The organism is Aeromonas sp. FDAARGOS 1418, from assembly GCF_019048585.1.
GTDB classification, from domain to species: Bacteria; Pseudomonadota; Gammaproteobacteria; order Enterobacterales; family Aeromonadaceae; genus Aeromonas; species Aeromonas caviae.
On the sequence record NZ_CP077387.1, the window covers coordinates 2160501 to 2173554 of the forward strand.

General features: G+C 63.2%; 12 protein-coding genes. 1 reads left to right on the forward strand and 11 read right to left on the reverse strand.

What is annotated here, in order from left to right:
- Positions 1-102 precede the first annotated feature (102 nt).
- The 11 genes from pykF to I6L48_RS10355 form a co-directional block, all read right to left on the reverse strand.
- Complete coding sequence (gene pykF, locus I6L48_RS10305; RefSeq protein WP_010673615.1) at positions 103-1515, reverse strand: pyruvate kinase PykF; 1413 nt, start codon at positions 1513-1515, stop codon at positions 103-105.
- A 403-nt stretch (positions 1516-1918) separates the two neighbouring features.
- Positions 1919-3049, reverse strand: a complete 1131-nt coding sequence (locus I6L48_RS10310) for a cupin domain-containing protein (RefSeq protein ID WP_043154680.1) — start codon at positions 3047-3049, stop codon at positions 1919-1921.
- A 152-nt stretch (positions 3050-3201) separates the two neighbouring features.
- On the reverse strand, positions 3202-4572 hold the full coding sequence (gene purB / locus I6L48_RS10315; RefSeq protein ID WP_041214787.1) for an adenylosuccinate lyase: 1371 nt from the start codon (positions 4570-4572) through the stop codon (positions 3202-3204).
- Between the two features lie 30 nt (positions 4573-4602).
- On the reverse strand, positions 4603-5214 hold the full coding sequence (gene hflD / locus I6L48_RS10320) for a high frequency lysogenization protein HflD (RefSeq protein WP_010673618.1): 612 nt from the start codon (positions 5212-5214) through the stop codon (positions 4603-4605).
- Between the two features lie 103 nt (positions 5215-5317).
- A complete protein-coding gene (mnmA, locus tag I6L48_RS10325) occupies positions 5318-6424 on the reverse strand; it encodes a tRNA 2-thiouridine(34) synthase MnmA (protein WP_216988027.1) in 1107 nt (368 codons plus the stop codon).
- Between the two features lie 303 nt (positions 6425-6727).
- Complete coding sequence (locus I6L48_RS10330; RefSeq protein ID WP_010673620.1) at positions 6728-7195, reverse strand: NUDIX hydrolase; 468 nt, start codon at positions 7193-7195, stop codon at positions 6728-6730.
- Between the two features lie 64 nt (positions 7196-7259).
- The gene (locus I6L48_RS10335) at positions 7260-8168 is read right to left on the reverse strand and encodes a pseudouridine synthase (RefSeq protein WP_216988028.1); all 909 of its coding nucleotides are present in this window, start codon (positions 8166-8168) and stop codon (positions 7260-7262) included.
- Between the two features lie 83 nt (positions 8169-8251).
- On the reverse strand, positions 8252-8719 hold the full coding sequence (locus I6L48_RS10340) for a GNAT family N-acetyltransferase (RefSeq protein WP_216988029.1): 468 nt from the start codon (positions 8717-8719) through the stop codon (positions 8252-8254).
- Positions 8720-8911: 192 nt separating this feature from the next.
- Entirely contained in the window at positions 8912-9673 is a 762-nt protein-coding gene (locus tag I6L48_RS10345) for a DUF3142 domain-containing protein (protein ID WP_216988030.1), read from the reverse strand.
- Positions 9674-9676: 3 nt separating this feature from the next.
- The gene (locus tag I6L48_RS10350; protein ID WP_216988031.1) at positions 9677-11797 is read right to left on the reverse strand and encodes a hypothetical protein; all 2121 of its coding nucleotides are present in this window, start codon (positions 11795-11797) and stop codon (positions 9677-9679) included.
- A 246-nt stretch (positions 11798-12043) separates the two neighbouring features.
- On the reverse strand, positions 12044-12337 hold the full coding sequence (locus I6L48_RS10355) for a hypothetical protein (RefSeq protein ID WP_216988032.1): 294 nt from the start codon (positions 12335-12337) through the stop codon (positions 12044-12046).
- A gap of 558 nt (positions 12338-12895) precedes the next feature.
- On the opposite strand from I6L48_RS10355, the gene I6L48_RS10360 reads away from it, so the two are divergent.
- Positions 12896-13045: a hypothetical protein gene (locus I6L48_RS10360; RefSeq protein WP_216988033.1), complete on the forward strand. Its 150-nt coding sequence runs from the start codon at positions 12896-12898 to the stop codon at positions 13043-13045.
- The last annotated feature ends 9 nt before the right edge of the window (positions 13046-13054 follow it).

Here is a 13054-nt window from a genome sequence, read left to right on the forward strand (position 1 = left end):
TAAAATCCGCGTGGATTCTAGCACCGGCGCAAGAGGGGCAGCAGGGGGAGAGATAAAAAAAAACGGCGCCCGCAGGCGCCGCTTTCATCGGTTCAGGACTGATTACAGTACGTGAACGGAGGCGGTGTTGGTGGTACCGCTCGGTACCAGGGCACCGGAGACCATGACAACCACGTCACCCTTCACGCCCATGCCGATTTCCAGCGCGGCTTCTTTGCCGATGCGATAGAAGTCGTCGGTGGAGGCGATGGAGTCAACCACGTGAGCAACCACACCCTTGGTCAGCACCAGCTGGGCAGCGGTCTTCTTGTTGGTGGTGATGGCCAGGATCCAGGCTTTCGGGAAGTACTTGCGGATGGCCTTGGCAGACTTGCCGCCTTCGGTGGCAACCACGATCAGCGGGGCGTCCAGCTTCTCGGAGGTCTCTACCGCGCCTTTACATACCGCTTCGGTGATGCGCAGCTTGTTGCTGTCGTTGGCAGCAGACAGGTTGGACGGCATCACGGCATCGGTACGCTCGCAGATGGTGGCCATGATGGTCACGGCTTCCAGCGGGTACTTGCCCTTGGCGGATTCACCGGACAGCATGACTGCGTCGGTACCGTCCAGGATGGCGTTGGCTACGTCGCCAGCTTCGGCGCGGGTCGGACGCGGGTTCTTGATCATGGAGTCCAGCATCTGGGTGGCGGTGATGACCACTTTGCGCGCTTTGTTGCACTTCTCGATGATCATCTTCTGGGCGAAGATCACTTCTTCTACCGGGATCTCGACACCCATGTCGCCACGGGCAACCATGATGCCGTCGGAGACAGCCAGGATCTCGTCGAAGTTGTCCAGGCCTTCCTGGTTTTCGATCTTGGAGATGATCTGGATGTTCTCGCCGCCGTGGGCTTTCAGGTGCTCACGGATTTCCAGCACGTCTTCTTTCTTGCGAATGAAGGAAGCGGCAACGAAATCAACGCCTTGCTCGCAACCGAAGATGAGGTCGCGCTTGTCTTTCTCGGCCAGGGCCGGCAGCTTGATGGAGACGCCCGGCAGGTTGATGCCCTTGTTCTCGCCCAGGTCACCGTTGTTGAGCACTTTACAGATCACTTCGCGCTCGGTGATTTCGATGACGTCCAGGCCGATCAGGCCATCGTCAACCAGGATGCGGTTGCCGACGCGCAGGTCGCTGGCAAAGCCGGCATAGGTGACGGCGACTTTGTCTTTGTTGCCCACCACGGTCTGGTCGGTGGTGAAGGTGAAGGTCTGGCCGGCGACCAGGGAGACGTCGTTGCCGCCTTCGAGCTTGATGGTGCGGATTTCCGGACCCTTGGTGTCCAGCAGGATGGCTGCGTGCTTGCCGGTTTCGGCCATGACAGCGCGCAGGTTGCTGATGCGACCACCGTGTTCGGCGTAATCGCCGTGGGAGAAGTTCAGGCGCATGACGTTCATGCCGGCATCCAGCATCTTGCCCAGCATTTCTTTGGATTCGGTCTTGGGACCGATGGTGCAGACGATTTTGGTCTTTTTCATGTCAGTCTTCATGGTTAAGGAATTTCCGCCGTGCAATATACACCAGTTTTTGGATACTTTTTATGATCCAGAAACAACGTTTTGAGCGAAAACGGCCTCAATTTGAAAGATAACGTTTTCGCTCACAGCTCATTTTAGGGGCTAAAATAATTGATTTTCCGCAACTGAGGCCATTTGGTTCCCATTTCTGGCCCCGCATCCTGCCCGATCCCATGTTGTTAAATGACAAACAACAGGGCCCCATTGCGGGGGCGATCCGGCCCGATGCCGTTGGCCGTCATCCAGTGTAGTCACTCCCTCCCGCGGCGTCAGGGCAAGCAGTGCAAGGCAGGAGCCGGTTGGCCTACAGCGGAAAAAAACGCCGCCCCTCCCGGCACGCCGGGAGGGGCGGCAGCCCTCTGGATCAGCCGAAGAACCAGTAGCCGCGGTTGACCAGCCGGGTCAGCAGTTGCAGGAAGCCCGCCTGATCGGCCAGTTCCACCAGCGCGTCCTGGGTGATGATGTCCTTGTCGCACAGGAGCGCGATGGCGGCCGGATCTTCGCTTGGCAGGGTCCAGGCTTCGCCGTCGATGTAGCAGGTGCGGCTCTCGCCGCTGAACCAGACGCTGCGCAACCCCGGCACCTTGATGGCGGGCTCCCCTTGGCTCAGCAGGTCGGCCACCTCGTCGGCGCTGTAGTCCGGCTCCACCGGATTGACGTCCAGATCGTGCTTGGCCTCGGAGATCATGGTGCCGAACCACTCCTTGAACAGGGTCTCGTCGTCGAGGGCCTGTTGCATCAGCTCCCGCAGGCGGTGCAGCTCATGGGGCTGGATTTCCCCGTGGCGGGCGCGGGGCTGGAGGTCCGGATCGCCGTAACGTTCGGTGCGGATCTCGTTGTCGATCAGGTGATCGGCAAAGGAGGAGACAAGGGCCTTGGCGTCCGGCGCGCGGAAACCCACCGAGAAGTTCAGGGAGGGCTCGATGGCGTAGCCCTCGTGGGGGAATCCGGGCGGGATGTAGAGGATGTCGCCCGGCTCCATGATGACGTCGATGATCGCCTCGAACGGCTCGCAGTGCAGCAGGGCGGCGTGGGCGGCAAACTCGCTCCGGGGCTTGGCATCGCCGACCCGCCAGTGGCGCTTGCCCTGACCCTGGGTGATGAAGACGTCGTAGTTGTCGATGTGGGGGCCGACACCGCCGTGAGGGGTGGAGAAGCTCACCATCACATCGTCAAAGCGCCAGCCCGGGATGAACTGGAAGGGCACCGCCAGCTCGTGCACCTCGGGTACCCAGTGGTTGCACGCCTGCACCAGCACGGTCCAGTTCTCTTCCCCCAGGTGATCGTAGGATTCGAAGGGGCCGTGGGCCGCCTCCCACTGGTTGTTGAAGCGGGTGACCAGGCGCGATTCGATCACCTCTTCCATGGCCAGACCCGCCAGCTCGTCCGGGCTGATGGGATCCTGAAAGTCGGTGAAACCGCCCTTGATGAGGAGCGGGCGCTTCTGCCAGTAGTGCTCGAGGAAGTGAGCGATATCCAGATTGAGTTGGTACATGGTGCTTCTCGTATTTTGTGAGAGGGCTTGCCCAAGGCGGGCTTGGGCAAGGGCTCTGAAATGGCCCGATAGAGGGTGATCATATCAAATGGGCCAAAATCAACGGGGGCCCTGCCGTCATGACAGAGCCCCCGCCGGTTCGGTTACATCACTTATTTCAGCAGATCGACCAGACGCTGGGCGTCGCCGATGTAGTTGGCCGGGGTCAGCTTCTTGAGCTCGACCTTGACCGCTTCCGGCAACTCCAGGGTGTCGATGAAGGTCCGCATCCCTTCGGCGTCGACGCGGCGACCACGGGTCAGCTCTTTGAGCTTCTCGTAGGGCTTCTCGATGCCGTAGCGGCGCATCACGGTCTGGATGGGTTCAGCCAGCACTTCCCAGTTGGCATCCAGATCGGCGGCCATGGCGTCCGCGTTGGCTTCCAGCTTGGAGATCCCCTTCAGGGTTGCCTGATAGGCAATCAGGGAGTAACCCACCGCCACACCCAGGTTGCGCAGCACGGTCGAGTCGGTGAGATCACGCTGCCAGCGGGAGATGGGCAGTTTGCTCGCCAGGTGCTGGAACACGGCGTTGGCCAGACCCAGATTGCCTTCGGAGTTCTCGAAGTCGATGGGGTTGACCTTGTGGGGCATGGTGGAGGAGCCGATTTCGCCGGCGATGGTACGCTGCTTGAAGTGACCCAGGGAGATGTAACCCCAGACGTCACGGTCAAAGTCGATCAGGATGGTGTTGAAGCGGGCCAGGGCGTCGAACAGCTCGGCGATATAGTCGTGGGGCTCGATCTGGGTGGTGTAGGGGTTCCAGGTCAGGCCGAGAGAGGTGACGAACTCCTCGGAGAACTGGTGCCAGTCCACATCCGGGTAGGCGCTGATGTGGGCGTTGTAGTTGCCCACGGCACCGTTGATCTTGCCCAGCAGCTCCACCGCCATGATCTGCTTGAGCTGGCGCTCCAGACGGTAGGCGACGTTGGCCATCTCCTTGCCCATGGTGCTCGGGGTCGCCGGCTGACCGTGGGTGCGTGACAGCAGCGGCATGTCGCGGTACTCGACGGCCAGGCGCTTGATCTCGCCGATGAGCTTTTCGCAATAAGGCTTGATCACCTCTTCCCGGGCGGTCTTCAGCATCAGGCCGTGGGAGTTGTTGTTGATGTCTTCCGAGGTGCAGGCGAAGTGAATGAATTCGCTGACGGCGGCCAGCTCCGGGTTCACTTCCACCTTCTCTTTCAGGAAGTACTCCACCGCTTTCACATCATGGTTGGTGGTGCGCTCGATCTGTTTGATGCGGGCGGCATCCTGCTCGTTGAAGTTGCTGACGATGCCGTCAAGCACGGCATTGGCTGCCTCGCTCAGGGCAGGGACTTCCGGTATCCCGGCGTGGCTGGCCAGTTTTTGCAACCAGCGCACCTCGACTTCGACGCGAAAACGCAGCAGACCGAATTCGGAGAAGATAGGGCGCAGGGCATCGGCCTTGTCGCCATAACGACCGTCAATCGGGGAAACGGCAGTCAGCGCGGACAGCTCCATGGGGTGAACTCCTGATGATTGGTGTGGGGGTTAAAATCGTTTGGCCAGTTCCACCATCTTCTTGCGGGCGAAGATGATCTGGGTACGGCTGCCGCCGAGCTGGCGCCACAGCACCACGGCGCGGATGCCTGCGAGCAGCAGGGCGCGCACCTTGTGCTGCACCAGGGGCTGCTGCAGGAAGAGCGGGGTGCCCGCCACCTGGATGCGCGGCCCGATGGGGCTGATAAGGTCGCTGTAGATGCTCGCCATATTGGCCAGGATCTGCTCGTCGAGCAGATCGAAATGCTGTTGCTGGCGGCCGATCTGGCTGATCCGCTCCCCCAGCATGTTGAGGATGTCCTTGCGCTTGGCGAGCTTGCGCTCCAGCGCGATCAGGCTCACCACGTAGCGGGTCAGCTCGGCATTCTTCTGGCTGCCGTCGGCCCCCAGCTGTTCCACCAGGGCGCGATAGCCGTCGCGAATGGCCAGGTGGCTGCCGAACACTTCCAGCGGCTGCGTGGGGTTGGTGACCAGAATGCTTTGCAGGCTCTCGCGCAGGGAGGCTTCGTCGCAGGAGCCGTCACGGGCCACTTTCTGCACCAGATAGGCGGCCTGGCAGATGCCTGCGAAGGCCATGGTTCTGTCTTGGAATTTGTCGCTCATATCTTCACAGCCCTGTTCTGTTCATTCACTGGCAGATGCCCGCAGCAGGTCATGATCCGGCCTTGGAATGTATCGCTCACGTAGGCTGCCTTCTGCTATTGGCTCAAACCGGATGGCTGAAACGTTGTTCGATGATGCCGCCGCCCAGACACACTTCCCCGTCGTAGAAGACGGCGGACTGGCCCGGGGTCACCGCAGCCTGCTTCTCGTCGAAGATGACCCGGATGGTCTCATCGTCGATGGGCTGGATCAGGCAGGGGATGTCTTCCTGACGATAACGGGTCTTGACGGTGCAGCGGCGCGGCGCGCGAATGGGGGTGCGATCCACCCAGTGCAGCTGGCTCGCGACCAGGCCGTCGGAGTAGAGGCGGGGGTGTTCCCCTTGCGCCACCACGAGGGTGTTGCGCTCCACCTCTTTGTCCACCACGTACCAGGCCTCTTCGGTGGCATCTTTGCGACCGCCGATGCCAAGGCCCTTGCGCTGGCCCAGGGTGTGGTACATCAGCCCCTGATGCTCGCCGATGATCTTGCCGTCCACGGTTTCGATGGGGCCGGGCTGGGCGGGCAGGAACTTGGCCAGGAAGTCCTTGAACTTGCGCTCACCGATGAAGCAGATGCCGGTGGAGTCTTTCTTCTTGGCGGTGATGAGATCCAGCTGCTCGGCGATGCGGCGCACCTCCGGCTTTTCGAGATCCCCGACCGGGAACAGGCTCTGACCCACCTGGGTTTCGCTCAGGGTGTAGAGGAAGTAGCTCTGATCCTTGTTGGTATCGAGGCCGCGCAGCAGGCGCGGGCGGCCGGTGCTGTCGTCACGGCGCACATAGTGGCCGGTGGCGATGTAGGTGGCCCCCAGCTCCTCGGCGGCGAACTCCAGGAACGCCTTGAACTTGATCTCCTTGTTGCAAAGGATATCCGGGTTCGGGGTGCGACCCGCCTTGTACTCTTCCAGGAAGTGCTCGAACACGTTGTCCCAGTATTCGGCGGCGAAGTTGATGGTGTGGAGTTTCATCCCCAGCTTGTCGCAGACGGCCTTGGCATCAGCCAAATCCTGGGCGGCAGAGCAGTACTCGTCCGTGTCGTCTTCTTCCCAGTTCTTCATGAACAAGCCTTCGACCTGATAGCCCTGCTGCTGGAGCAGGTAGGCCGAGACGGAAGAATCCACGCCGCCGGACATGCCGACGATCACCTTGATTTGGCTGTTGTCTGTCATTAGTCGAAGTTACCAGTTCGTTTAAACGGGGCGTATTCTACCAGAGTTTTGCGCCCCCGGTCACATCTCCCTGCCGCCGTTCCCCTTGGAAGCCCGGTGGCGGGAAATCGTTTTTCTATTTGTCGGCGCCATGATGAAAAAATGGCGCCAAACGGTCCCGCATAGCCTGTTCACGATCTGTCACGAGAGGCCGTCAGCAAGGTAAAGAGCAGCGCAGGAACCGGAACGTATAGATATACGTGAGGATTCCGAGCAGCACATGAGCCTTGATCACGGTCTCGCAGTAAGAGTGTGGGCAGGCTCTCAGATGAAGGCCTTGAGGGCCGACAGCGGCAGCCTGGTGCCTGCCAGATAGTCCTGGATACACTGCCACACCAGGGGGCTTCGCAGAGCGGGCTTGCACTCGGCAATCTCCTCCAGGCTGAGCCAGTGACAGGCCAGTACGTCACCGTCGGGATCCTCTGGATGGTGCTGACCGGGCGACTTTTCAAGGTCGAAGATGACGGCGGTGCGCACAAAGGTGGCCTCGCTGTCCGCCGGTTTGAAGAGGTAGACCCCAAGCCAGCCGGTGGGCGCGGCGGTGAGTCCGGTCTCCTCCTTCAGCTCGCGGCAGGCCGCCTGGATGAGATCTTCTCCCGGCTCCACGTGGCCGGCGGGCTGGTTGAAGCGGCGCTTGCCCGCAATCTCCTCTTCCACCAGCAAGAAACGCCCTTGCCAGTGCACCAGGGCGGCCACGGTGAGGCGGGTGGGCAGTGGTGGGTGATCGCTCATAAGGACTCCTTGTCTTGTTGGCTGTGCCCCGGCAGGGGCGCTCGATGCAGATCCGTTGTCGCCTTCATTCAGAGGGCTTGGTGCGAGCCGGACGGCGGGCGGTGGTGCGCCCGCCGCTGCGATTGCCGGGGCGCGGGTCTGCCCCGCGGCGGTCCCGCCCCTGAGGTGGATCCTGATCTGTTGGCCGAGCGGTGCGGGGGGCGCTGCGGCCAGTGCTCCCGGCTGCGGCGGATGCCCGTGCTTTGCCTTGCGTGGCGGCTGGTCGTGGCGCGGTTGCCAGCTCGGGGGCGGGCAGGGCGCGGCTCTCTCCCGGCGCGAGCCCATCGAGGGTCCACTCCCCGATGGCGTAGCGGATGAGGCGCAAGGTGGGGTGGCCGATGTGGGCGGTCATCCGCCGCACCTGGCGGTTGCGCCCCTCCACGATTGTTATCTCGAGCCAGCAGGTGGGGATCTCCTTGCGCTCGCGTATGGGCGGGTTGCGTGGCCACACCGCAGGGTCATCCATGATGCGCGCCCCGGCGGGCAGGGTCATGCCGTCGTTGAGTTCCACACCGGCGCGAAGGGCGGCCAGTTTCTCCTCGCTCGGGATGCCTTCCACTTGCACCCAGTAGGTCTTGGGGGTCTTCTCTCCCGGCTGGGTGAGGCGTGCCTGCAACTTGCCGTCGTTGGTGAGCAGCAAGAGCCCTTCGCTGTCTCGATCCAGCCTGCCCGCGGCATAGATGCCGGGCTCGGTGATGTAATCCTTGAGGGTCTCGCGGCCCCCTTCGTCGGTGAACTGGCAGAGCACCATGTAGGGCTTGTTCAGGAGCAGCAGCTTGCGATCCACCGGGGCGGGGGCCGGTTTGCGCTCGTTGACGCTCCCTGTGTGCCGGGCCTCCCGGCGTTGGGATGGGCGCACCGTGGTAGGCCCGCTGGCCGTGCGGCCTGCGTCAGGGCGGGCGGAGAGGGAGAGACGGGGACGGGCTGATTTCATCGCATGCCTACCAAAAACAGGGGATGGCGGAGTGTACCACAGGGGGCGGCCATCAGGGGGAGAGCGGGGCTCACCCTCTCGGGTCAGGGGGTGGCGATGTCCGGCGCCAGTGCGAGGGAGAGGCGCAGCATGTCCTTGTGCTGGATGCCGTGCTCCATCAGGGGCTCGGGATAGTGGATGAGGAAGTGATCCTTCACGACGGCATGGACGCGAAAGCCGTGGCGCTGGTAATAGGCGAGCTGGTGGCCGAAGCTGCCGGTACCGAGCTCGACGCGGCCTATCCCCTTCCCGGTCAGGTTCTCCAGCACGAAGCGCAGCAGGCCGGAGCCGATGCCCTGCTGCTGGCGGTTGGGGGCAACGGCGATGTTGAATATCTCGGCGGTTTGCTCCCCCACCAGGCCCGCCACGCATGCCCCCACGACCTCGTTGTCCGCCAGGGCGGCAAAGCCCCAGGTCCCGGGCAGGTAGGCGGCGATGCGCGACGCGGCGGGATCGGCCTCCAGCAGCAGGGCAAGCGGCAGGTGAGCGGGGTCCATCTCGACAAACGTCATCTTTGTTTCTCTCCCTGTTTGTGACGGCGCGCACCGCGCGAAACGATGGCGGGCTTGACCGATGTGGTGGCTTGGGCGGCGTTCCTCTCGTACGGCATCTCGCCCGGTGTGGATGCCATCAGCTGGGTCTGCCACTGCTGCTTGCCGTGGGCACGCCCTTGCCCCTGTGTCCCGATAGGGTTCACCCGCGTCTCAGGGGGCGTCATGCCGGGGAACAGGGGCGCTGGCCCCCGGGATCGGCGCCGGGCGGTTGAGCAGGAAGACCACCTCGCCCCGGTAGTGGGGGGAGGCGGCCAGTGTTGTCTGCCAGGCGGGATCCCACTCCCCATCCTGCACCAGCCCTACCTTGAACGGGATGGTCAGGTGCGCCATGGCGGGTAGATAGGCCTGATAGCCCGGCACCGTGCGCGTGCCCTGATAGGTCTGGATCACCAGCTCGTCCACGGGCAGGCGATTGAGCTCTGCCACGTCCCCCGTTTTCGCCCAGTCGAGCAGCCCCGTCACGCTGAGCTTGCACCCGGGAGGCAGGGCGCGCCGCAGTTGTTGCAGGGCGTTGCCATAGCGATCGAGCTGGCGGGTCGCCGCATCGAAGTCGATCTGGATGCCCGCCACCCTGGCCCCGGCCGCGCGCCACCCCTCGTAGAGGCGCACCAGCACCTGCTCGTGGGCGGGGGAGAGGGGGAGGGCGTTGACACGCACCACCAGCCAGACCTGCCCGGCCTTGAGGGGGGAGGGAACCCGCCCCAGCTTGACGAAACGGGGGCCGCCGGGCCTGTCCAGGATCTCCCCCTGATGCAGATAGAGGGTGCTGGCCTGTTCCAGTACCGGCTGGTGGCGGGTGGCGGACCAGAGCCAGAAGGCGTCATAGGCGCTGGCATCGACACTGGCCTCAAGGGGGGTGACCAGGGCCGTCAGCAGCAGCGCCAGCAGGGCGCGTTCAGGGGGTCTGCTCATGGCTCACCAGTAGTATTTGAGGGATCTGGCCCACACCGAGTTGTCATAGCGCTGCTTGAGGGTGTTGAACCAGGCCTGCCGGGTGCGTTTGGGGATCTCCTGGCTGTCACAGCTGTTGTAGCCGGAGGGGGCATAGCACTGGATGGCGCGATAGAGGGCATAGCTCTTGTCTTCGGGCTCTGCCTTGGGGTTGGCCATCACGGCCTGATAGAGGGCGAGGCGACTCGGGAACGTGGGGCGCTCGTCTTGCGCCAGCCCCCAGATCATCTCGCGATCCTGCCACAGGTCGATATGGGGATCCCGGCTGCGCAGATACTCCCCGAAGCAGTTGAGGGCATGACCATCGTCGGGGCGCTGCACCAGGGTGCCAAGGGTCTGGGTCAGATCCCGGCAGTGGTAGCCCTGGGGCGTCCCCTCTCCGCGCCACTGGAACGCCGAGAGGCGCACATCCCCGTTGGGCACGGGTTCCCAGGGCGCGTCGGCGGGAGGGGTCGCCTCCTTGTAATCGGCGGGGATGAGGGCCACATCCTGCAAGAAGGTGGCCGGGTCGCTGGCGATGAGATCCCGCACCAGCAGGGTATGGAGCGCAATCTGCCGCTCCGCCGCGCTCGGGCCCTGACTGGCTTGCTGGCGCAGCAGGGCGGGGTCGGCCTCCTGCTTGAGCACGGCCGCGCGGATGCGCAGCTGGGTGATGGGGCTGCCCGGCTGGAAGATGGCCGCCGTGTTGCCGGTGCGCACCCAGTGATCCGCCAGCACGTTCTCCACGAACGCCTGCTGGGCCTGACCCAGGGGGGAGGCCACCAGTGCCATCAGGGCCTGCTCGGCCTTGTCGAAGGCCTTCATGCCCTGCCAGGCCCAGATGCGCAGCATCTGGTGGCTGAATGCCAGGGTGGCGTCCTCCTGCCCGGGGGAGGGTAGGGCCAGCACCTGCTCGAACTGCTTGTCCAAAAAGAGGGCATAGGCCTTGAGATAGGCCGCCTGCGCCTGGTGACCGGTTTTTTGCAGGTGCGCGATGGCGTCGTCCAGCTGGGCATCTTGCCAGTCCCGCGGCCGCTCATAGGTCGGTCTGAGACCCCGCAGGGCATTGACGAACAGCAGCGCCGGCTGGGCCGAGTCCTGATAGGCCGCCTGATGGCGATAGGCATCGCCACTGAGCAGGGTGAGATCGATCTCGTTGACCAGGGCCTCCAGCGCCGGCAAGGGCTGGCGGGTTGCCATGGCCTCGTCATAGGCATCCCGCAGGGCGCCGAGATCACCGGCCATCCACTGGATGCGTCTGAACAGTCCTCTGGTCGAGCTGGCGTAGCGCCCTTGCGGGTAGGCCGCCAGATAGGCCTGACCCTGGGCCATGGCGCGGCGAAGGGCCTCCTTGTCGCTCCTGGTCACGTCCTGATCGCCGTATTCGTCCTTCGCCTCCTTCATCGCGAGGTTGATCTCCGTGCGCATCACCATGTAGGTCGCGCTCTCGGCCACCCAGGGGGCCTTGGCCTGCTGCAAGGCGGCAAAGCCTGCGCGGGCCTCCTCGAAGCGGCTCTCGTAGAAGTGCCGGGCGGCCTGCAGATACCCCTGCCACTCCAGGGCAGCACCGCTCATTTCGGTAGCGGGGGCCGGGCTCTCCTGCTGCCCCAGGATCAGCAGACGGCTTCGCAGCAGCGACGCGCGCTCCGGGTCGGGCACCTCGCTCTGCTCGAGGGCGTCCAGAAACGCGCTGACCGAGGAGAGGGAGTTGGAGATGGCGTGGCCGTAGAGGGAGTCGTGGCCCGCGTAGTGCTCGAGCAGCGGGGGGAGGGACGGGTCGTAGGCGGCCAGCCGGCTGCCGAGCTGCTCGCGCAGCGCCGGGTCCTCCACCTCCTCCGGCTGGGGGAGGCGGGTGAGGTAGAACAGCGGCTGGCTGCGCTCGTTCAGCGGATCTGCCGGCAGGGTGAAGGGCAGGGGGTGATGCTGGGCATCCCCCAGCAGCATCAGCAGGTTGCCCCGGGTGTCGTTCTCGTTGAGATAGAGCGGATAGGTGGGGAGAGGGCAGTCGGTGAGCCAGAAGCCGCACCCGTCACCGTCACCGGAGGCGAGGGCGGGCAGTGCAACCAGCGTCATCGCCAGCACCGAGTAGTGGGTCAGAGATGTCATGGGATCGCTATCCGTTTGTGGGCCCGCGCCGTGCGTGACGCCCGGGCCGGAAAAGGGGGTTCGCAGTGGCGGGCAATAGTACGAAAGAGGGTCACAAACGACAACCCATTATGACCTGGTCGGCGCTCTCTCTGTCAGGACGCCTGCGCCATCCCCCTGTCCCGAGCGCGTGCTCTTTGCTGCTTCGCGGGTGTCAGCATCTGCCATCGCCATGCATCGCCATACAAAAAGGGCGAATGTGGATGCTTATATCGGGGGTTCTTCGGTGCGATAGAGCGCCTTGCCGCAGGCGAGGCAGGTGTGGCGAAAGCGATGATCAGGCCAGCCGGTCTGGGGGTGGCCCAGCACCTTGTCGGAGCCGCAGGCGCAGCAGCGCGCCCCCAGTTCATCGTCGATGGCGCATTCGGGATGCTGGTGCAGGTAGTCGGCGCGGGTGGGCAGGCGCAGCCAGTCGGGCTGGGCATGGCGCTGGTTCCTGAAATAGCACCCATAGAAGGTGCCTGCGGCGACGGGCAGGGCAAACCACCAGAAGAGATCCATGTCATGACTCCGACGAGAGGGGATGAGGGCGGCAACAACCCGCTCAGCAGGCGTGGTGCGGCTTCACTTTATCGGGGCGGGAGTGGGGTGGGATATGCCCGGATGGGTAACAAGCGAACCTGCTGGTGGTCGGGTTGGCAAGCCGCAGGGCCGGGGTTGGGGATTATCTATCCATTAAAGAGATGGGTTGTGTCATAACCCATCGCATTTTTGGATGGACAAGGGGGACTTTCCGGTCGCAAAACCTGGAGATCGGGGAGTTTTTGTGAAAAAAAATGTGCATACACTCGTCATGCCGATCTCAAAAGCGTCATTGAGCGAGTGATAAATGTCAAGATATTGATATCAATGGCAAAATGGGTGTTTTTATCAGGCGTTTTCAGGGTGGTTGATGGGGTTTCATAAGGAGCTTTAACCCATTTTCTAGATTGGTTTTTGCATAATCAATCGTTTATTTTGTTGGACAATTGGGGAAAGCCTGGTGTCCAATCGGGTGAGCAGGTTGGCCAAACAGTGCCGTCAGCCAGTGTGTAACCCGAGATGTAAGGAGACATCCTGATGGAAAAACTTGACCAAAGAATCGACACCATGCGCCAGGAATTCGAGTCCCAGGGGCAAAAACAGGCCCAGGACAGATGGCAGGCCAGGGTCGATGAACTGCAACGGGAGCGCAGCGAAGCGCCCCAGCCGGAAGCGGCAGAACACTAGCCCCTGGCG